This window comes from Armatimonadota bacterium, assembly GCA_031432545.1.
GTDB classification, from domain to species: domain Bacteria; phylum Sysuimicrobiota; class Sysuimicrobiia; order Sysuimicrobiales; family Sysuimicrobiaceae; genus Caldifonticola; species Caldifonticola tengchongensis.
In genome coordinates this window covers 14116-34942 of sequence record JAVKGX010000014.1, presented here as the reverse complement: position 1 = coordinate 34942, position 20827 = coordinate 14116, and the positions used below count along the sequence as shown (strand labels likewise).

Below are 20827 nucleotides of genomic sequence, written 5' to 3'. Positions count from 1 at the left end.
GATGGCCTGTCGGGGCGGAGTCACAGAAGAGGAGTACGAAGAGTTCGGACGTCCGTATGACCTGCGCGTCCTCGACGCCGCCTCATCGTCCGACATCGTGATCCTGCACGCGCACGGAGAGGGCGTCTACTTCGACCTGCTGAGCGCGTATCCCGTCCACGCGATCAACTGGCACGACCGGCGTACGCCTCCGTCTCTGCGCGAAGCCCGCGCGCGGTTCTCCGGATGCCTGGTCGGTGGGATCGACGAGGTGATTTTCGCCGGCCGCGCGCCCGCAGAGGTGGCACAGGAGGTCGATGAGGCCATCGCCCAGACCGGGGGTACCGGCCACATCGTCTCCGCCGGATGCGTCGTCCCGATCGATGCCCCTGAGGCCAACATCGAGGCCGCGCTGTCCGCCGCACGCCGCGTCTGACGCTCCTTCGACACGGGCACGGGGTCCCGTGCTCAACGGACCCGCAGGTAGGGGATCGGGTCTACGGGCACGTTGCGGTGGCGGACTTCGAAGTGCAGGTGCGGCCCCGTGCTGCGGCCGGTCGAGCCGACCGTGCCGATGATCTGCCCGCCGCGTACCGTTTCGCCCGCGTCCACGCGGATCGTCCCGAGGTGTGCGTACAGCGTCTGGAGGTCGTGCTCGTGCGCCAGTACGACGACGAGGCCGTACCCGCCCGCCCATCCGGCGTAGCCCACCCGGCCGGCTGCGCACGCCGCCACCGGGGCACCGTGGCGTGCTGCGATGTCCAGCCCCCAGTGGTGCTTCCAGCCCTCTCCGAACGGATCGTTCCGCCACCCGTAGCCCGAAGCGACCGTACCGACCACGGGCAGCCACAGGGTGCCCGCAGCAGAGGCCGCATACAACGACAGGACGAGCGCGGCCGATCCGACGATCACGGACTTCTGCAGGATGTGCCCCCGCGTGAGGTGTTCGGCCATCGTGAGCAAGGCCGGTGCCACGCTCGACCCCACCCGACGTGGTGGTCTCACGCAGGCTGAGCGGGCCGCACGGGTACGCAAACGACCCCGACGGCCCTTAGAAACGCTGTCCCGGCGGCGGGGAGGGGAGCCCGGGTGCGAACGGGGTACCGGGCGCGGGCATCCCGGGGATGCCAGGGACCGGCTGCAGGGGGATCAGCTCCTGCGGGCCTCCCGGCTGGCCGTCGGGTCCGGGACCCGGCCCCGGGCGCATCTGGTAGAAACGGCCGTTGTGGAACAGGTACACGCGTGCCTCGCACTCCTCGTCCTGGCCGGGCTGGGGTTGCTGTCCCGGGAGTTGCTGGCCCGGTCCGGGCAGAGGGATCAACTCCTGGATGGGCGGTGCCGGTTGCAGCCGCGGCCGCGGGGAGGGCAGTGCCGGCGACATCGGCAGCCGCGGGGCGAACGGCGATCCGGGAGTGGTCGCATCGGGCAGCACGTCGTCCGGAGCGGATGCGAGCGCGGCGGTCGTGCCGGCCGACGTCTGCGCGGCGTGCCAGCCGGCGGAGTAGGCGACCGCGCCGACCGCAGCGACCGCGCACACGCACCCTGCGAGGATCCCCAGCACCTGCCACGTCCGCATGGTCTGCCTCCGGCGCCCGACCTGGCACAGTCCTAACGTCACTGTATCACGTGGTTGTCGTGCGAATGTGAAGGGTTCGGCCGCGCGAAAGAGCGCGGCGGTTCAAGGTCCGGCGTGCTTGCGGTCCAGGTTGGCGAACTTGGAGTGCTCCTTGTGGAAGAACAGTTCGATGTCGTCGGTCGGGCCGTTGCGGTGCTTGGCAACCCGCACGAGCGCGACGTTCTCCTTGCCCTCGCGCCGCGCCTTCTCCAGATCGTAGTAGTCCTCCCGGTACAGGAAGATCACCAGATCGGCCACCTGCTCCAGCTCGCCGCTCTCCCGGAGATGCGACAGCATCGGCACCTTCGACGCGCCCTGTTCGGCCGCGCGTGACAGCTGCGAGACGGCGACGATCGGTACGTGCAGTTCCTTGGCCAGCGACTTGATGCCGCGTGCGATCTCGCTGAGTTCCTGCGTGCGGTTCTCGGTGCGCTTGTAGGACTGGATCAGCTGGATGTAGTCGATGACGATCAGGCCCAATCCGTGTTCGGCCTTGAGCTTGCGCGACTTCGCGCGCATCTCGATCACGGACAGGTTGGACGAGTCGTCGATGTAGATGGGCGCCTCCACAAGCAGGCCCATCGCGCGCGTCAGCTTCCTCCAGTCGGACTCCGAGAGGTAGCCGCGCCTCAGGCGTTGGCCGTCGACGCCGGCTTCCGCGCACAGCATCCGCTGCACCAGCTGCTCGGCGCTGGTTTCGATCGAGAAGATCGCCACGGGGGTCTGGTGCTGGATGGCCGCATGCTGGGCCATGTTCAGGCACAGCGTCGTGTTGTGGACACAGACGTCGTCGGCGACGAAGTTGTGCGTGCCGGGGATCGTGAGGTCGTAGACCTGGTGCTCCCCGATCGGTTCGATGGATACGATCATGTCCCACACGACGTCCGATTGCGGCAGCAGCGGCTGGGGTGCCCAACGCGCCCACTGGCGCAGCCGCTCCCAGCCCAGCACACCGCACCCGCGCAGCAGCTGCAACGCAGCCTCCCCCCGAACGTCGAGGCCGGTGCGGCCATCCCAGGCGGCGATCACGCCCAGGCGCAACAGCAGATGCTGCACCTGCCGGGCCATCGCCGCAGACGGCAGCTCGGCGCGGACCGCCAAGGTGTCCTGCGCCTCCAGCGTGGCACCAGCCGCGCCGCCCGCCGACGGGGATCCTTCGACGGAGGCGGTGCAGGCCAGCAGGCGGTTCAGCAGCAGGCAGAGCTTGCCGCGGTTGAGCTGGTAGACGGCATCCGGCAGGCAGCGGTGCTCGGCGGGGGACTCCAGTTCCGGGTGGTCCTGGGCGATTTCTGCGAGTACACGGGCGGTCGCGGTCTCGTCCACGGCGTCCGGTCCTCCCGCGTGGGCGGCGTAGCGAGCCAGCGCGGGTACGCGCGCCGCCCGCACCGCCGCAGCGGCGGAGACCGCGTCGAGGAAGTCGCGGCTGACCTCCGGGTCAGCCGGCAGGCGTCCGGCACCGAGGTAGGCGATCAGCTTCACCTCGTGCGAGGGCAGGTCGAGTGTGCCGAAGACGGGGATCCGCGCCGGCACGGCGACGCGGTGTCCGGGCCGCAGGTGCACCAGTGGCCGCCAGCCGTCGGGTGTGAGGAACGGGTGGGTGGCCGTCGTCTCGACCTGTCGGCCCAGCGCGGTGCGCACACGGAAGACAGGGCGGCGGCCGTCGTCGACGAACGCGCTGGCCGACGCCTCCCGGAGCCGCGCGGTGGCCGGATCCAGTGTCAGCAGCGATGCATCCTGCGCGCGCACCACCTCCTCGACGAGGCGCACCGCGCCGGTTCGCACGTCGACGATTCGCGCGTCGTACTTCAGGCACTTGCCCATCGAGGGGCGCGCTGCGACGATGATCAGGTCGCCCGGCTGCAGGCCGCCGGTGAGTTCGTCCAGGTCGACGAAGCCTGTGGGGACGCCGGTGATCATGCCGCGCTCGTAGCCGGCGTCCAGTCGCTCCATCGTCTGCTTGATGATGTCGCGGATCGCCTGGAAGTCCTGGGCCATGCCCCGGTTGGCGATCTCAAACACCAGCCGCTCGGCGCGATCCACCAACGCGTCCACGTCCTCGTCGCCTTCGAAGCCCATGTGTGCGATCTGTGTGCCAGCGCGGATCAGCTGGCGCAGCATGGCCTTCTGCAGCACGATGCGCGCATAGTGTTCGGCGTTGGCCGCGGTCGGGACCGCGTTCAACAGGCTCGAGACGTACGCCGCCCCGCCGACGTCGTCCAGACGCCCCCCATCGCGCAGGCGGTCGGTGACAGTGATCAGGTCGCACGGCTCACCGCGCTCGAACAGGTCGGTGATGGCCGTGTAGATCAGGCGGTGGGACTCGCGGTAGAAGTCTTCGGGCCGCAGGATCTCCACGACGGCGGCGATCGCGTCCCGGTCCAGCAGCATCGAGCCCAAGACGGCGACCTCGGCCTCGAGGTTCTGGGGAGGGACCCGGTCTACGGCGGCTACGGCCATGGCAACCCCCGTTGCATTATATCAAACGTATGTTCGCAGATCCATTCGTCTGCCCCTGCCCCGGAGGTTACGTCATGGGCGGGTGTGGACGCTTCCGGCAAAACCTGCAGGTTGCCGGGGGCTGTGGGGCACCCGGGGATTGAGCGCGGATCGTTTGTGCGCAGGGTCTGGATAACCTGTGGACGCAGGATTCTGTGGATTGTGGGGACAGACGATCGCCCAACGCTACGAACGCAGGCGGCGGTCCGGGGGTACGAGGACGTGGGGCAGAGCCTCTTGCACCGTCTGCACGAAGACCACCTGCACCCCCTGTACGTCGGAAGGGACGTCCGGCCGGTTTTCGTCCGGCAGGACGACCTTGCGCATCCCGGCCTGGCGCGCGCCGTAAATCTTCTCGGCGATGCCGCCGACGCCGCGGACGCGGCCCTGGATGCTGATTTCACCGCTGAGCGCCACGTTCTGCAGCGCTGGGCGACCCTGGGCGGCGCTGGCCAGGGCCGCGGTGATCGCCAGCCCCAGGCTGGGACCGTCGATCAACCCGCCGCCCACGACGTTGACGTGGACGTCGTGGTGCGTGAGGTCGATCCCGTGCAGGCGGCGGAGGACCGAGATCGCGTTGAACACCGAGTCCTTGGCCATCGTGCCGGCGGTCTCGTTGAAGCGCACGGTGCCCCGGCCGCGGGGGGCGATCGGGAACACCGCCGCCTCCACCTCGACGATCGCACCCAGGTAGTGATACACGCTCAGCCCGAACGCCTTCCCGATCTCCGGGGTGTCCGAGGCGCGCACCGCGGTGTACGGCGCCAGCCGCGCGGTGCGGATGACCTCCATCACGTCCCCGTCGGTGATGCGCACGCGGCCGCCCCTGCGGGAGCGGCGGCGGTACAGCGCGACGCCGTAGGCGTCGGCCAGCAAGTTCACGGCCTTACGCCCCTCGACCGTGTACGTCGCGATCGTCCGCGGGATGCCGGGGCTCAACGTCACGCCCAGCCGTCGCGCCGCCTGGATCACGATCCTCTCGACGTCGGACTGCGACAGCGGGTCGAAGAACACCTCCGCGCACCGGGACCGCAGCGTCGGACTGATCTCGTCCGGCTCTCGGGTGGTGGCCCCGATGAGCACGAAGTCCGCGGGCGCGCCCTGTTCGAACAGGCGCTTGATGTAGGCAGGCACGTTGGGGTCGTCGGGGTCGTAGTAGCTGGACTCGAACGTCACCCGCTTGTCCTCCAGTACCTTCAGCAGTTTCGCCTGCAGCAACGGATCCATCTCGCCGATCTCGTCGATGAACAGGACGCCGCCGTGTGCCCGCGTGACCAGGCCGAGTTTCGGCTCGGGGACACCGGTGTCGGCGAAGTCACGCCGCGACCCCTGGTAGATCGGGTCGTGCACCGATCCGAGCAGCGGGTTCGTGACCTCGCGGTGGTCCCAGCGCAACGTCGAGCCATCCACCTCGACGAACGGCGCGTCATCTGCGAACGGGGTGTAAGGCAGGCGGCGCGCCTCCTCCAGGACCAGCCGCGCGACGGTCGTCTTGCCCACGCCGGGCGGGCCGTACAGGATCGTGTGTTGGGGATACGGGGTGGCCAGCTTGGCCAGCAGCGCGCGCACGGCCCGGGTCTGCCCCACGACCTCGCGCAGACGCCGCGGCCGCAGCGCCTCCAGCGCGGACTGCGACAGCCGGACCCGCTCCAGCGCGTCCAGCTCCTCAAGCTTCCGGCGCGTCGCCGCGTTCTCCGGCCCACCGGCTTCACGCAGCAACTGCATCCGGATCTCCGCCAGGTACTCCTCCTGCCTCTGGTTCATGCGTTCGTTGACCCGGCGCTCGAGCTCATCGGCGAAACGGCGCTGGGCCACCAGGTCGGCCAGTTCTTCCTGGACATCGGCGAGGATGCCCGGGATCTCCCGGTCCGAACGGGGAGCCTCGATCGTGGGGTCGTCGTAGACCAGTCTCTGCAGCGCCGCCACGCGGTCGCCCAGGCGCTGCGAACGCATCAGCGTCAGCGCCTCGAGCTTGCCGGCTTTCATGACCAGACGTTCCGGGCCGTACACGTCGCTGAGCACGCCGAACATCGCGCCGACGCGGCGCTTGAGGTCGGACCGCGTGGCCGCCGTCACCACCTTGCGCCTGCGAACCCTTCCCGTTCTCAACCCCGTACCTCCACGATCACCTGGACCCTCGCCTGCTGGCTGTGATCCAGGTGGACCGTCACCGAGTACGAGCCGGCGACCTTGATCGGATCGTCAAGCGCGATCTGCTTTTTCGAGATCGCAAACCCCCGCTGCCGCAAGGCGTCAGCGATGTCCTGGGCGGTGACCGCGCCGAACAGCCTCCCCTGGCTGCCGCCCCGGGCAGCGATGACCAGTGGCGTGCTCGTCAACGCCGCGGCCATACGCGCCGCTTCCTCGCGCTCGCGGGCGATGCGCCGCTCGCCCGCGGCCCGCTCCCGTGCCAGCGCCCGCATCCGGCCTTCCGTCGCTTCGACCGCCAGCCCGCGCGGGAACAGGTAGTTGCGTGCGTACCCCTCCTTGACCTCGACCACAACCCCAGCGCGGCCGAGCGAAGGCACGTCGCGGGACAGGATGACCTTCATTCCTGCTCGGTCTCCTGCGCTGACTGTGGGGCGCGTGGCCCGATCTTCCGCAGATCGAACCACAGGTCCAGCAAGCCGAGAATTGCCATGGCAAACGTCCCCAGGTCGCCCAGCAGGATCACGGCGACCACCGCCAGCACGCGACCGCCCCTGGGGACGTCGCGCGCGTTGAGATAGTACAGCATCGTGAGCACGCCCAGGAACGCGAAGACCATGACGCCGACCAAGAACGCGTTGGCCGTCAGCGCCCGTCCCAGCGAGGGGGCTAGGGGCTGGATCGCGACGCCCACCAGCACGGGCAAGGCGATCGCCGCTCCGGCGGCGGGCGGCAGGCGCCAGGTGAGGATGGGGGCGAATCCGGGCAGGTCGGTTCCCAGCCGACGCATCACCTGGCGCGCGAGCGCGTACGCGCCGTAGGCCCACAGCACCACCCCCAGTACCAGGGCCGCCGGGAACACCATGCGCAAAAACGCGGGCAGCTGCTCTGCCAGCGCCTCCATCTGCTGGACCTGGGCCGGCGGCGCATTCATCCTTGCCAGCATGGTCGCCGCCGACTGCGTGGCCCGGACCTGCGCTTCGACCAGCGTCTGCAGGGGGTCCAGCCCCAGCACCACCCGCGCGGCGGCGAGGCTCAAGGCCGTCACGACCAGTCCCCCCAGCACGCCGAACGCCAGGGCACGCGCGGGAACGGCGCTGCCGCCGCGCCGCGCGATCGCCCCCTGGATGATCCCCATCGGCGCGAAGGCCGCGACGAACAGCAGCCCCTGTGGGAAGCCGAACAGCGGCGACAGCGCGAACCCGGCGACAACCGCCGACAGCACGGCCACCCGAACTCCCCGGCGGTAAGTGAGGACGAACAGCGGCAGGGGGGCCGCCACCAGGCCGACCGATCCGAAGAAGACGACCAGCAACGCCACGAGCACGGTGAGCGCCGCGAGCAGGGCGCCTTCGGTCATCCCCGCCGTGCGTTCCCTGAGGCGTGCCGCGTCCGAGTGGTGGGACATGGTTCTGCCGCTTGCTGCAGCCGGTGGACTGCCCGCACCGGCCGCGGTGCTATTCCGCCGTGTACGGGAGCAGGGCCAGTTCGCGGGCCCGCTTAACTGCGGTCGCCAGCAGACGCTGGTGGCGGGCGCAGGTCCCGGTGACGCGCCGCGGCAGGATCTTGCCGCGCTCGGAGACGAACCTGCGGATGCGGTTGACGTCCTTGTAGTCTACGAACTGTGCTTTCTCCGAGCAGAACGAGCACACCTTGCGGCGCGGCCGCCGTCCCCGCCACTCCTTCTTCCTTTCACGTTCGGCCATCGAACGATTCCTCCCGTCCCCTCATCCGACGCCCCCTCGCGGGAGACGCCACGTACGGATGGGGATGTGCCGCTGTCTAGAATGGTACGTCTTCCTCCTCGGGCTCGGCCGAGGGCTCGAAGTCGGCCGCGGCGACTTCGGTGGAGGCGTCGGCCCTGCGGTCGAGGAAGCGGATGTTTTCGGCCACGACCTCGGCCTGACGGCGCTTCTGCCCGTCCTGGGTCTCGTAGTCCCGGATCTGTAGCCTGCCGTCCACCGCCACCAGGCGGCCCTTGGACAGGTGCTGGGACGTCTGCTCGGCCAGCTTGCGCCAGGCCACGATCGGGATGAAGTCCGCCTTGCGCTCACCCTGCTGGTTGACGAACGGCCGATCCACCGCCAGCGTGAACGTCGCGACCGGCTGGCCGCTGGGCAGGTAGCGCAGTTCAGGGTCGCGCGTCAGCCGCCCGATCAGGATCACCTTGTTCAGCATCTACCCCTCACCTCCCCCAGAGTGAACGGGCTGAGGCGCGTCCTCTGCGCTCGCGACCGGTTCTGGCGCCGGCACGGCGGCCGCGGCCGGCGGTACCCGCACCGGAACCGCCTCGGCCAGCAGGAAACGGATCACCTCCTCGGACATCGACACCGCCTGCTTTAGGTCCTGGACGTTTTGGGGCTCCAGCGAGAAGCGGATGAAAACGTAGTACCCTTCGCGGTGCTTGGCGATTGCGTACGCGAGGCGCCGCTTGCCCCAGGGCTCGATCGACTGCACCTCGCCGCCGCGCTCAGCGATGCGCGCGGCCACGCGCTCCGTGGCGGCCTGCACCTGTGCATCGTCCAGGTCCGGCCGCAGGATGAATACGATCTCGTACGGCTTGCGCATCGTCTCCCTCCCCCGGACAGGGCATTTCCCAGGCCTCCCCCGAAGGGAGGCGGGAAGGAGCGTCCGATTCGGTTTCAGGCCACGAACAGCGCACTGATTGTAGCAGATGGCGCCGGGGCCGCCAAACCGCCCAGCGGCGGGGTCATTCGTCAGCGAACAGCCCGGCGGGCGGCGCTGGAGCGGTCTTGGACCTGCGGCGCGACGAGGGCGCGCCGGCGGGGGCATCCTTGCGCGCCAGCAGCTGTCGCTTGGTCTGGTAGAGGAACTCCAGTTCCGCTTCGATCTCCGCCAACGTCCGACGGCCCGTCTCGCCGGCGCCGGTGTCCGGCATGCTGGCACGCCAGATGCGGCGGCGCTGCTCGTTGAGTTCTGCGATCCGCCGCTCCACATCGGCGATCGAGGGCGCGAACGGGTCGGGGATGCGATCGGGTAGTGCCATCCAACTCCCTCCGGGGATTACACGGTAGCCTGTGGGGGCCTCCCTCGAATAAAACGTCTCACCATGAGGAACGTGTTCCACGGTGTTTTTCGTGTGCAACTCCCGTGCCACGCTCCCTACGCAGCGCGACCCGCCGCAGTTCCCGAACCGTGGGGCCGATCAGCGGGTGAATCGGAAGGTTACGATGTCGCCGTCTCGGATGGGGTAGTCGCGGCCCTCCAGCCGCACCTTGCCTTGCTCCCGGGCGGCCGCGAGGGAACCCGCGTAGCGCAAGTCGTCGAAGGCGACGACCTCGGCGCGCACGAAGCCCCGCTCCATGTCGCTGTGGATCTCACCGGCCGCGCGCTGCGCCCTCGTGCCGCGCGGCAGCGGCCAGGCGCGGACCTCGCGGCTCTCGGTCGAGAAGAACGTCACCAGGTCCAACAGCTCGTAGGCGGCCCGCGCCACCCGCTGCACCACGTCCTCGCCGAGTCCGGCCGCTAGTCGGTACGCGCGTGCCTCCTCCTCCGGAAGTTCGAGCAGTTCGGCTTCCACGCGGAGGCTGGCGGGGATCACCGCGCTGCCTGTCCGCCGGGCATGCGCCGCCACCGCCTCCACGTGGCCGCCGTCGGCGCCCTCTTGGGTATTGACGACGAACGCAACGGGCTTTTCGGTCAACAACCGGAGGTCGCGCAGTCTGGCGCGCAGGTCGCCGGGAAGGGTGCGCGCCGGCTCGCCCCTGCCCACGTGGTCCGCCGCCACCCGCAGCGCCTCCCACTCCGCGGTTGCGTCCGCGTCCTTGATCCGCGCCCGCGCGGCGATGCGCTCCGCCCGTTGCTGGATCGTCTCGAGGTCGGCTGCCAGCAGCTCCGTCTCGACGATGTCGATGTCCCGCAGCGGATCGACGCCGCCTTCGACGTGCGTGACCTCGGGGTCTTCGAAGGCCCGCACCACGTGCAGGATCGCGGCGACGTCGCGGATGTGGGCGAGGAAACGGTTTCCCAATCCCTGGCCTGTGTGCGCGTCGCGGACGAGTCCGGCGATGTCGACGACGCGCACCGTCGCCGGGACGATCCGCTCGGCCCCGACAAGGCGCGCGATCACGGCCAGCCGCTCGTCCGGCACCGGCACGACGCCGATGTTCGGGTCGACCGTCGTGAACGGATAGGGTGCGACCGCCGCCGCCGCTTGTGTGAGCACCCGGAACAACGTCGACTTCCCGGCGTTGGGCAATCCGACGATGCCGACCGAAAGCGCCACGGGATCAGCGCGTCCCCTTCGCCCTCTTGACGATCCGGCGCCGCGGACGGCGGTCTGCCGGGCTGGGCTCGAGTGTGCCACTTCGCGCGCGGGGCTGTGGCTTAGGGGATTCGCTGGTCGGGGCGCGATCGCCGGGATCGGGCATCTGCGGTTCCGGACGGTCCGGACCCCGCTGCAGGAACTGTCGGATGCGCCGCTCGAACTTCACCCGCTCCATCAGCGCAAAGCGCCCGCACGTCCGGCAGCGGATGCCGACGTCGGCGCCCAGCCGCTCGACCACCCACACGTCGCCCCCGCACGGGTGCGGCTTGCGCGTGCGGACGACGTCGCCGACGTAGAGTTTGACGATCTGCGAGGTCATCGACCGCTAGGCCCTGCGCATCACCAGACAGCCGGCCACGATGTCGTGCAGCGCCTGCTTGCGTTCGGTGAAGGCTGCCATGAGGAATCCGATGAACAGGATCACCGCCGACAGGATCTTGCCGAAGTGCCGCCCGGTGGCGCGCGCGAACGAGATCCGGTTGTGAGCGAGGTCCGTCACGACGATCCCCAGGACCATCTTGCCGACGGTGGCCTGCGCCGGCGAACTCTCCAGCAGCGCGAAGTACAGCCATCCGATCACGATCGCGGCCAGGTTGCCTGCCCCCAGCGGATCGTCGGTCTGCAGCCCGAGCGAGCGCAGCACCACACCGCCGGCAAGCCCCACGACCACCCCGTCGATCAAAAGGGCCGCCAGCCGCCTCCAGAATCCCGCGTACTCCGCGCCGACCGGAACACCGGGGATCTGCGAGGACGCTTCCATGACCTCCTCCCGTGTCGGGCGAGCCGGCTAACGGCTGTTGATCAACGCGTCCACCGGTGCGTAGTTGTCGGTCAGCGTCGGGACGTCTTCGGTCCGGATCGGCTGCGTGTACAGGTCTTCGACGACCGCATCGAAGTCCGCCAGGCGGATGCGGTGACGGATGGCCGCGTGGCGCGCGCGCACCTCCGCCGGGGAGAGGCGCTCGTCGGCGCCGACGACGATGATGTTGCGCACCAGCTCCGGCACGCCCACTGGCCCCATGTCGACCGGGAAGACGTAGACGGCCGGGAAGACCTCACGCATCGTCCTGTAGATCGCACGAAACAGCCGGCTGTCCGGCCCGTCCAGCGCGCCGATGATGTTGGCGACGAACACCCCGCCGGGGTTTAAGCGTGCCCGGACCTCCTGAAAGAACTCCCGCGTGGCCAGGTGGAAGGGGAGGGTATCCTTCAGGTAGGCGTCCATCAGGATCTGGTCGTAGCGCTCGGTGGCCCGCTTGACGAAGATGCGGCCGTCCTGTCCGAATGCGCGCAGGCGTCCGCCCACGGGCACGTCGAAGTAGCGTTCGGCGGCGGCGATCACCTCGGGATCGATGTCCACGACGTCCATGCGCACGTCCGGATAGTCGTTGAGGTAGCGCTTGGGAATCGTCCCTCCGCCCATGCCGATCAAGAGGACGTGGCGTGGGTCCGGCACAAACAACATGCCGGCGTGCATGTAGTCCGCGTACCGGAAGACGGTCCGTTCGGGGTCAGTGAGGTCGGTGGCGCTCTGCCAGTAGTTGTCGAGCTTCATGTAGCGGATTCCGCCCTCGTCGCTGACCGTGATGCGGTGGTAGACGGTGTCGCGTGCGTAGATGATCTCCGGGCTGTCGCCGGCCATGACGCGGGGGACCCAGGCGCCGAGCACGACGATGGCGACGGCGGCGGCCGCCGCCGTCGCCAGGCGGCGCAGCCCGACCAGTCCCAGCACCGCCATGCCCATTTCGACCAGTCCGAGCGTGAGGATGATCTCACGCACGCCGAGGATCGAGATCAGCCAGAACGCCGCCGCCAGGCAGCCGATGATGCTGCCCAGTGTCGACAGCGCGTACAACCGGCCCGCGGTGCCCCCGACCGTCGCGACCGAACGCGCGCTCAGCCGGACCGCGTATGGCGAGATCGTGCCCATCACGACGCTGGCCGGGAAGAAGAGGACGACCGCGGCGACCAGCGGCCCGGCGCGCGGGCCCAGGTCGACGCGTACGATCGCGTCCAGCACGGCCGGTGCGAAGACGGGGATCGGAACCGTCAGCAGCCCGGCCAGAAACACGAAGGCGCAGAACATGCCCGGCCGCGGGTAGCGGTCAGCAATCCGGCCCCCTAGGTAGTAGCCGGCGCTGAGTGCGGCCAGGAACACCCCGATCAGGCTGCCCCAGATGTACACGGAGTTTCCGAACGTGGGGGCGAGGACCCGGCTGGCTATGATCTCGAGGGCCAGCAACACCGCGCCGCTGGTGAACACGATCAGTTCGAGGATGACGCACCTCCCGCTCGCAGATGGGCTCCAGTCGATTGTACGCTACGGCCCACGGGTTGCGGGTTCAGTCCCCGTGCAGCAGGCGCAGGCGGGGCGACAGCCGGAGCAGCAGCTGCACGCGCTCGACCTCCGCCAGCCACTCCGCGGTCACGTTGCGCAGCAGATCCGGCCCCGGCGGGCGCACGCCGACCGGGCACGCGGGCCCCAGCCTCTCGGCGGCCATCTGGCGGTATATCGACAGCGTCCGCTCGCCGTAGCGGGCCACCTCGGCGAAGTCCTCGCTCAAAAAGACCACCATCGGGATCCGGTGTCCACGGTTGATCGCCACGGCGTCGCGCACGCGCGGGTGGGTATCGCGGTCCAGAAACCGGAGTTCGATCTGCTCGGTGGCCTCTGCGATCCTCTGCAGCACCGGGCACTGATTGACGCAGTCCCCGCACCACGTGCCGGCCACGACCAGGATCGGCATCCGCCGCGTGAACCCGCCCAGCAAAGTCCTCTGTTCGTCGGTCAGCGAGACCGCGTCGTAGACGGCCTGCCAGCGGGCGCGGTGCACGTCCGTCCCGTGGCGGGCGAGGAAGTCGTGATACGTCAGACCCTGCGCAAAATGCTGCTCCCAGTCCACGCGCATCCCTCCTGCCGGCGATGTGTCGTCCCTACCGAGATCCTACCGAGTACCGTACCGTCGGAGCGCGCCGGGTTGCTACGCTTGCGGTGTGGGCCCGGCGCTATTGCTGTCCGGTGTGGCGCTGTTCGCTGCGCTCTATGCACCCCAACCGATGCTGCCGGCGCTGGAACGCCTGTACGGCGCACCGCCCGGCAGCGCGGGCTGGGGCATGGGGCTCCCGCTCGCCGCGCTCGTTGTCTTCTCGCCCGTCTATCCGCGGATCGGGCTGCCCGCCGGCTGGACGATCGCCGGCGGACTGTGCGGCGTCGCACTCGCCGGCACAGCGGCCGCGTTCGCCCCAACGATGGCGTGGTTTGTGGCCTTTCGGTTCCTGCAGGGCGCGGCTCTGGCCGCCGTTCCGGCGCTGGCGTTCGCGCTGTTGCCGACGGTCTACCCGGACCGTGCACGCTCGCTCGCCGGCGTCCTCGTCGCCGGCAACGCTGTCGGCGGTGCCCTCGGGCGCGTGCTCGGCGGCGTGCTGGCCGACGGCCTGGGTGTCCGGGCGGCTCTGGTCACCCTATCGCTGCCGGCGCTGCCGCTGGCGGCGCTCGTCCTGGGCAGCCGCACACGGACGGTCGCGCCCCCGGCCGTCTACTCGCTGCGGGAGTGGCCGCTGTATGCCGTGGGCGCCGCGATCCTGTTCGTCAACCTGTTCATTTCCAACCTGCTGCCCTACCGCCTGGAGGCCGCCGGCTTCTCGCAGACGGCCATCGGTGTCTTCTACGTCGCCTACGCCGCTGGCGTCGTGGGCGGCGGCCTGGGCGGGATGCTGGCCGAACGTGCGGGCGAGTCGGCGGCGCTGCGGATCGCGCTGTGCGTCGCGCTGGCCAGCCTCTGGGTGCTCGGACTGGCCCCCGGCCCGCTGCTGTTCGCGGGGTTCGCCCTGATGCTGCTCGGCCTGTTCGCCGCGCAGGGGATCGCCGGTGGGTTGGCCGGCCGCTGCGGCAGCGGTGTCGCCGGCACGTACGTCGCCGCCTACTACCTGGGTGGCGCGCTCGCCGGACTGGTCTATCCGCCGTTCGTTGCGGCGGGCTTCTCCGCCGCCACCGTGCTCGCCGCGGCGGTGGTGGTCGGCGTCCTGGCGCTGTCCCGCCGCGCGGCCAGCCGCGTCATGCCGGAACGGGCTCCCGCCGCTCGATCGCAATGACTCCGCCGCGGATGTCGACGACCGCGCGATCCCCCTCGCGGAGTTCGCCCGCTAGGACCATGCGGCTGAGGGGGTTCTCTACAGACCGCTGGATCAGCCGGCGCAGCGGCCGGGCACCGAAGTCGGGGTTGTACCCCTCGCGGGCCAGGTACTCCCGCGCCTGCGGGCTGACCTCGATCGCAATCTTGAGGTCGGCCAGTCGTCTGCGCAGCAGGGCGATCTGCAGATCGACGATGCGTTCCAGTTGCTGGCGCGACAGCGGACGGAAGACGATGATCTCGTCGATGCGGTTCAAGAACTCCGGTCGGAACAGCCTCCGCAGTTCGTCCTGCACCTGGACCCTCGCCAGTTCGAAGGCCGGGGCGTCGTCGGGATCCAAATCGCGCAGGTAGTGCGACCCCGCGTTGCTGGTCATGATCAGCACCGTGTTCTTGAAGTCCACGGTGCGACCCTGGGCGTCGGTCAGACGGCCGTCGTCCATGACCTGCAGCAGGATGTTCAGCACATCGGGGTGGGCCTTTTCGAGCTCGTCGAATAGCACGACCCGATACGGCCGGCGGCGCACCGCCTCGGTGAGCTGCCCGCCCTCCTCGTAGCCGACGTAGCCGGGCGGCGCTCCGACCAGACGCGAGACGGTGTGCTTTTCCTGGTATTCGGACATGTCGATGCGGACCATCGCCTCCTCGTCGTCGAACAGGACCTCGGCCAGCGCGCGGGCGAGTTCCGTCTTGCCCACTCCGGTTGGTCCCAAGAACAGGAAGACGCCGATCGGGCGCTTGGGATCCTTCAGGCCGGCGCGGGCGCGGCGGATCGCGTCCGATACGGCCTGGACCGCCTCGTCCTGTCCCACGACGCGCTCGTGCAGCCGCTCTTCCAACCTCAGCAGCTTTTGCATCTCGCCTTCGAGCAGCTTGCTCACTGGGATCCCGGTCCACTTGCTGACGACCTCGGCGATGTCGTCGGCGTCGACTTCCTCCTTCAGCAGCCGCTGGCTGCCGAGGGCGCGGATCTCCTGCTCGGCGGCTTCCAACTGTTTGCCCAGCTCCGGCAGCGTCCCGTAGCGCAGCCGCGCGGCGCGTTCCAGATCGGCCTGCCGCTCGGCCTGCTCGAGTTCGACCTTCGTCCGGTCGATCTGCTCCTTGATCGTACGGATGCGCTGGACGATCTCCTTCTCGCGCTCCCACTGCCGCCGCAGCGCCTCGCTGTCGGCGCGCAGCCGCGCCAGTTCGGCTTCGAGTTTCTGCAGCCGCTCGGCGGAGGCGGGGTCGGTCTCCCGCCGCAGCGCCTCGCGCTCGATCTCCAGCTGCATGATGCGCCGGTCGATCTCGTCGAGTTCGGCCGGCTTGCTGTCGATCTCCAGGCGCAGCCGGGCCGCCGCCTCGTCGATGAGGTCGATCGCCTTGTCGGGCAGGAAGCGGTCGCTGATGTATCGCTGCGACAGCGTCGCGGCCGCGATCACCGCGGCGTCGGTGATGCGCACGCCGTGGTGGATCTCGTACTTCTCCTTCAGGCCGCGCAGGATGCTGATCGTGTCCTCGACGGACGGCTCGTCGATGTAGATCGGCTGGAACCGGCGTTCCAGGGCCGGATCGCGCTCGATGTGCTTGCGGTACTCGTCCAGGGTCGTCGCGCCGATGGTGTGCAGTTCGCCGCGCGCGAGCATCGGCTTGAGCATGTTGGCGGCATCGACCGCGCCTTCCGCGGCGCCGGCACCCACCACGGTATGGATCTCGTCGATGAACAGGATGATCTCGCCGGCGCTGTCGACGATCTCCTTGAGGACGGCCTTCAGACGCTCCTCGAACTCGCCGCGGTACTTCGTGCCGGCGAGCAGAGCCCCCATGTCGAGCTGGTAGATCCGCCGGTTCTTCAGTCCCTCCGGGACGTCGCCCCGCACGATCCGCTGGGCCAGCCCTTCGACGATCGCCGTCTTGCCGACGCCAGGATCGCCGATCAGCACCGGATTGTTCTTGGTGCGGCGGCTGAGGACGTGGACGACGCGGCGAATCTCCTCGTCCCGCCCGATTACAGGATCGAGCTTGCCGGCGCGGGCCATCTCCGTGAGGTCGCGCCCGTACCGCTCGAGGACCTGGTACTTGCCCTCTGGCCGCGGGTCGGTGACGCGCTGGCGACCCCGGATCTCCACGAGCGCCCGATAGAGGACGTCCTTGGTGAGCCCGCTGTGCTGGAGGATGCGGCCGGCACCGGTCTCGCGCGCATCGGCCATCGCCAGCAGGAAGTGCTCGGTGCTGGTGTACTCGTCCTGAAGGCGCTGCGCTTCGCCTTCGGCGGCGTCCCAGACGCGGCGCAGCCCCGGACCGACGTACAGCTCGACGGCCCCCTGCACCTTGGGCAGGACCGCAAGCGCCTGTCGCACCTGCTCGCGGATCCGTGAGGTCACGGCCCCCGCCTTCTCCAGCACCTGGGGGACGATGCCGTCGGGCTGCTCGAGCAGTGCCGCCAGCAGGTGCTCGGTCTCGACCTGCCCATGGCCGGATTCCTTGGCGATCTCCTGGGCGCGGACCAGCGCCTCCTGGGACTTTTCGGTCAGTCGATCAAAACGCATCCAGACACCTCATACGTCCGTGGTTTATACAAGAACCGACCGGCTGTGGCCATCACCCGACTCGGCTACTTCAAGCCCATGCCGGCGCGGGGGTTTTCGGTCTTTGCCCGCATGATCTGCGCGATCTTCTCCTTGTCCGCCGCCGACAGGCCGCGCGGCAGCACCACGTGCACGCGGACCAGCTGGTCACCGCGGCCCTGGCCCCCCAGCCTGGGCATGCCCTGGCCCCGCAGCCGGAACACCTGGCCGTTTTGCGTGTCGGGCGGGATGCGCATCTTCGCCTTGCCGGTGAGCGTGGGAACCTCGATCTCGGCGCCCAGCAGCGCCTCGGCCAGGGAGATCGGGATCTCGCACACCACGTCGTCGCCTTCCCGCGTGAACACGGAATGCGGCCGGACCTGCACCTGCACGTACACGTCGGCGCCGTCGGCACCCCCGCGCACCCGCACCTTCTGTCCCGAACGGACACCGGGTGGGATCGCCACGCGCAGCCGGCGTCGCCGACCGTCGGAGGCGATCTCCACTTCCCGCTCGGTGCCCGAGAACGCCTCTTCGAGCGTGATCTCGGCGGTCGTCGTCAGGTCCTGCCGGGGGATGGTCTGGGTGCGACCGAACGGCGACGTCCGCTGGGCCGTTGCGAACGGATCGGCCGCACCGAGGTCTGCGAAGAAGCGGCGGAAGAACTCCGAGAATCCGCCCAACCCCCCCAGACCTCCCAGGTCTCCACCCGGTTCTCCGAAGATGACGGTCCACTCCTGGGGCTGGCCCCGGGTGCCCGCACCGGGGCGTGCGAAGACCTGCTCCCACGGCACGCCGCGCTCGCGCATGTCGAGCATCTGGTCGTAGCGGCTGCGCTTTTCGGGATCGCTGAGGACTTGGAACGCCTCGTTGATCTCCTTGAAGCGATCTGCGGCCTTGGGATCCTTGTTGACGTCGGGGTGGTACTGGCGTGCCAGCCGCCGGAACGCCGCGCCGATCGCCTTCGCGTCGGCCTTCCGATCGACACCGAGGATCTTGTAGTAGTCCTTGAAGTCCATGAATGCGAGCCGCAGACGATCGGCGACGCCCTACTGCGCCACGCGCACCCTCGCCGGCCGCAGAACCTCCTGCCCGAGCAAATATCCCTGCTGCACGACGTCCAGAACGGTGCCGGGCTCAGCCCCCGTCTCCTCCGCGGAGGCCACCGCTACCGCCTCGTGGAGGGCGGGGTCGAACTTCTGTCCCGCCGCCTCAAGGGGCTGCACGCCCAGGTTGCCGAGGCTGTCGAGCAAAGAACGGTGCGTGATGCGCAGCCCATCGAGGATCGCGGCCACAGCCGCGTTGTCCGCGTTGGCCTCGGCGTAGCGGATCGCACGCTCCAGGTTGTCCACGGCGGTGAGGATCACGTGCAGCATCTGGCGCCGGGTGCGGTCCACGGCATCGCGCTGCACCTTCGCTGCGGTCTTCTTGTAGTTCTCCAGGTCGGCCGCCGCGTGTAGGAACTGCTGCCAGTTGCGCTCGGCCTCCTGCCGGTAGCGCTCGACTTCCTGCCGCAGGGAAGCGACCTCTTCGGATTCCGCCGCGGCGGCTGCAGGCTCGGCAGGACCGGCGACGTTCACCGGGATCTCGACGGGCTCCTCGACGGGTGCCGCCTGTTCGGCGTCGCCGACCTCTGCTGGGGCCGCCGGTTCTGTCTGCTCCACCGCCTGCTCGTCTGGCAGGACGTACCTGTCGCGTTCGGACATCCCAAGCCTCCCGGCATCAGTCACTGGGCTTGTACTCGGCGTCGATCACGTCGTCGCCTGGCTTCGATTCCTTGGGTGCCTCCGCTCCGCCGGCGGGCGCGCCGGCCGCCGCCCCGCGGTACAGCCGCTCGCTGAGCTTGTAGGTCATCTGCTGGACCTCTTCGGTTAGGGCGCGGACGCGGTTGACGTCGCGCGCCTGCACCGCCTCGCGCAGGTCCTTGACCTTGGCCTCCAGGGGCCGGCGCTCGTCCTCGGAGATCGCCTGGCCCTGATCGCGCAGCAGGCGCTCGGTTTGGTAGGCGACGGCGTCGCCACGGTTGACGATCTCGGCCTCCTCACGCTTGCGCCGGTCCTCCTCGGCGTGCGCTTCGGCCTCCCGGATCATGCGTTCGACCTCTTCCTTGCTGAGCGTCGACGTGCCGGTGATCTTGATCGACTGTTCCCGCCCGGTGGCGATGTCGCGCGCCGACACCGACAGGATGCCGTTGGCGTCGATGTCGAACGTGACGTCGATCTTGGGCACGCCGCGCGGAGCCGGCGGAATGCCGTCCAGGAGGAATCGGCCCAGCGTCCGGTTGTCGCGCGCCAGCGGCCGCTCACCCTGCAGCACGTGCACCTCCACCTGCGTCTGCCCGTCCTCGGCGGTCGTGAAGGTCTCGCTCTTGCGGGTAGGGATCGTCGTGTTGCGCGGGATGAGCACGGTCATCACGCCGCCCAGTGTCTCGATGCCCAGCGACAGCGGGGTAACGTCCAGCAGCACGACATCGCGCACGTCCCCGGCCAGCACGCCAGCCTGGATGGCGGCGCCGACGGCCACGACTTCGTCGGGGTGCACCTCCTTGTTGGGCTCCTTGCCCGTCAGGCGGCGCACCAGCTCCTGGATCATCGGCATGCGCGTCGCGCCCCCGACCAGGATCACCTCGTGGATGTCGCGCTCGCTGAGCTTGGCATCGCTGAGTGCGTTGCGGAACGGGCCGATGCAGCGCTCCACCAGGTCTGCGGTCAGCTCCTCGAACTTTGCGCGCGTCAGCGCCATGTCCAGGTGCTTGGGGCCGGTGGCGTCCGCGGTGATGAACGGCAGGTTGATCGTGGTCTGCACGACCGTCGTGAGTTCGATCTTCGCCCGCTCGGCGGCCTCGCGCAGCCGCTGCAAAGCCTGGCGGTCGGCGCGCAGGTCGATGCCGTGCTGCTTGCGGAACTCGTCGGCCAGCCAGTTAACGATCCGCTCGTCCCAGTCATCCCCTCCCAGGTGCGTGTCGCCGTTGGTGGCCTTCACCTGGAAGACGCCCTCGCCGATCTCCAGGATCGAGACGTCGAAGGTCCCGCCGCCCAGGTCCCACACCAGCACCGTCTCCGACCCCTTCTTGTCCAGCCCGTAGGCCAGGCACGCGGCGGTGGGCTCGTTGATGATCCGCAGGACCTTCAACCCCGCGATCTCGCCCGCGTTCTTTGTGGCGGTGCGCTGCGCGTCGTTGAAGTAGGCCGGTACGGTGATCACGGCGGCCTCGACCTTCTCGCCGAGGTAGGCCTCCGCGTCGTCCTTGAGTTTCTGGAGGATCATCGCCGAGATCTCCTCGGGCGTGAACGTCCGCCCCGCGGCGGGGATGTCGACGACGGCCATCCCGTGCTGCCCCTCGGCCACCTTGTAGGGCACCATCTTCCGCTCGGTTTCGACCTCGTGGAAGCGGCGCCCCATGAACCGCTTGATCGAGTAGACGGTGTTCTCGGAGTTGAGGATCGCCTGGCGCTTCGCCATCTGTCCTACCAGGCGCTCCCCGGTCTTGGTGAACGCGACCACCGACGGTGTGAGCCGGCTTCCCTCGCGGTTGGGGATCACGACCGGCTCGCCGCCGACCATCGCCGCGATCACCGAGTTTGTCGTTCCCAGGTCGATGCCGACAACCTTGGCCATGAGTAGG

The 20827-nt window shown here is 69.3% G+C and carries 21 protein-coding genes; 2 read left to right on the top strand and 19 right to left on the bottom strand.

The features are described from left to right. Positions 1-415: uroporphyrinogen decarboxylase family protein (locus tag QN163_10270; GenBank protein ID MDR5684389.1), on the top strand; the 415-nt coding region annotated here is incomplete at its 5' end. Positions 416-447: 32 nt separating this feature from the next. Here QN163_10270 and QN163_10265 read toward each other — a convergent pair. The 15 genes from QN163_10265 to QN163_10195 all read right to left on the bottom strand — a co-directional run bounded on the left by QN163_10265 (position 448) and on the right by QN163_10195 (position 13435). After that, positions 448-954: a M23 family metallopeptidase gene (locus QN163_10265; GenBank protein ID MDR5684388.1), complete on the bottom strand. Its 507-nt coding sequence runs from the start codon at positions 952-954 to the stop codon at positions 448-450. Positions 955-1030: 76 nt separating this feature from the next. After that, the gene (locus tag QN163_10260; GenBank protein ID MDR5684387.1) at positions 1031-1555 is read right to left on the bottom strand and encodes a hypothetical protein; all 525 of its coding nucleotides are present in this window, start codon (positions 1553-1555) and stop codon (positions 1031-1033) included. A 102-nt stretch (positions 1556-1657) separates the two neighbouring features. After that, positions 1658-4051 carry a replicative DNA helicase gene (dnaB, locus tag QN163_10255; GenBank protein ID MDR5684386.1) on the bottom strand — a complete coding sequence of 798 codons (2394 nt, stop codon included), beginning with the start codon at positions 4049-4051 and terminating at the stop codon, positions 1658-1660. A gap of 225 nt (positions 4052-4276) precedes the next feature. Continuing rightward, positions 4277-6199, bottom strand: a complete 1923-nt coding sequence (lonC, locus tag QN163_10250) for a Lon family ATP-dependent protease (protein ID MDR5684385.1) — start codon at positions 6197-6199, stop codon at positions 4277-4279. Then, positions 6196-6642 (bottom strand): 50S ribosomal protein L9, encoded by a 447-nt coding sequence (gene rplI / locus QN163_10245; GenBank protein ID MDR5684384.1) that lies wholly within the window; start codon positions 6640-6642, stop codon positions 6196-6198. Before rplI ends, lonC begins: the two co-directional genes overlap by 4 nt. After that, positions 6639-7598, bottom strand: a complete 960-nt coding sequence (locus QN163_10240; protein ID MDR5684383.1) for a DUF2232 domain-containing protein — start codon at positions 7596-7598, stop codon at positions 6639-6641. Before QN163_10240 ends, rplI begins: the two co-directional genes overlap by 4 nt. Positions 7599-7695: 97 nt before the next feature. Then, positions 7696-7944: a 30S ribosomal protein S18 gene (gene rpsR / locus QN163_10235; protein MDR5684382.1), complete on the bottom strand. Its 249-nt coding sequence runs from the start codon at positions 7942-7944 to the stop codon at positions 7696-7698. A gap of 76 nt (positions 7945-8020) precedes the next feature. After that, entirely contained in the window at positions 8021-8416 is a 396-nt protein-coding gene (gene ssb, locus QN163_10230) for a single-stranded DNA-binding protein (protein ID MDR5684381.1), read from the bottom strand. Beyond that, entirely contained in the window at positions 8417-8806 is a 390-nt protein-coding gene (rpsF, locus tag QN163_10225) for a 30S ribosomal protein S6 (protein ID MDR5684380.1), read from the bottom strand. It lies immediately after the preceding gene. A gap of 142 nt (positions 8807-8948) precedes the next feature. Beyond that, complete coding sequence (locus tag QN163_10220) at positions 8949-9245, bottom strand: hypothetical protein (GenBank protein MDR5684379.1); 297 nt, start codon at positions 9243-9245, stop codon at positions 8949-8951. Positions 9246-9404: 159 nt separating this feature from the next. Beyond that, positions 9405-10484, bottom strand: a complete 1080-nt coding sequence (gene ychF / locus QN163_10215) for a redox-regulated ATPase YchF (protein ID MDR5684378.1) — start codon at positions 10482-10484, stop codon at positions 9405-9407. A gap of 4 nt (positions 10485-10488) precedes the next feature. Then, on the bottom strand, positions 10489-10845 hold the full coding sequence (locus QN163_10210) for a DUF951 domain-containing protein (GenBank protein ID MDR5684377.1): 357 nt from the start codon (positions 10843-10845) through the stop codon (positions 10489-10491). A 6-nt stretch (positions 10846-10851) separates the two neighbouring features. Further along, a complete protein-coding gene (locus QN163_10205; GenBank protein MDR5684376.1) occupies positions 10852-11286 on the bottom strand; it encodes an RDD family protein in 435 nt (144 codons plus the stop codon). Positions 11287-11313: 27 nt separating this feature from the next. Then, positions 11314-12789, bottom strand: coding sequence for a fused MFS/spermidine synthase (locus QN163_10200; protein MDR5684375.1), 1476 nt, complete (start codon positions 12787-12789; stop codon positions 11314-11316). 79 nt (positions 12790-12868) lie between these two features. Continuing rightward, entirely contained in the window at positions 12869-13435 is a 567-nt protein-coding gene (locus tag QN163_10195) for a thioredoxin family protein (protein ID MDR5684374.1), read from the bottom strand. Between the two features lie 85 nt (positions 13436-13520). On the opposite strand from QN163_10195, the gene QN163_10190 reads away from it, so the two are divergent. Beyond that, positions 13521-14618 carry an MFS transporter gene (locus tag QN163_10190; GenBank protein MDR5684373.1) on the top strand — a complete coding sequence of 366 codons (1098 nt, stop codon included), beginning with the start codon at positions 13521-13523 and terminating at the stop codon, positions 14616-14618. Here the strand turns inward: QN163_10190 and clpB are convergent. The 4 genes from clpB to dnaK all read right to left on the bottom strand — a co-directional run bounded on the left by clpB (position 14581) and on the right by dnaK (position 20820). After that, positions 14581-17184, bottom strand: coding sequence for an ATP-dependent chaperone ClpB (gene clpB / locus QN163_10185; protein MDR5684372.1), 2604 nt, complete (start codon positions 17182-17184; stop codon positions 14581-14583). The genes QN163_10190 and clpB overlap by 38 nt on opposite strands. Before the next feature lie 65 nt (positions 17185-17249). Next, positions 17250-18221: a DnaJ C-terminal domain-containing protein gene (locus tag QN163_10180; protein MDR5684371.1), complete on the bottom strand. Its 972-nt coding sequence runs from the start codon at positions 18219-18221 to the stop codon at positions 17250-17252. A 30-nt stretch (positions 18222-18251) separates the two neighbouring features. Beyond that, entirely contained in the window at positions 18252-18908 is a 657-nt protein-coding gene (locus QN163_10175; protein ID MDR5684370.1) for a nucleotide exchange factor GrpE, read from the bottom strand. A 16-nt stretch (positions 18909-18924) separates the two neighbouring features. Further along, entirely contained in the window at positions 18925-20820 is a 1896-nt protein-coding gene (gene dnaK / locus QN163_10170; GenBank protein MDR5684369.1) for a molecular chaperone DnaK, read from the bottom strand. Positions 20821-20827: the final 7 nt, after the last annotated feature.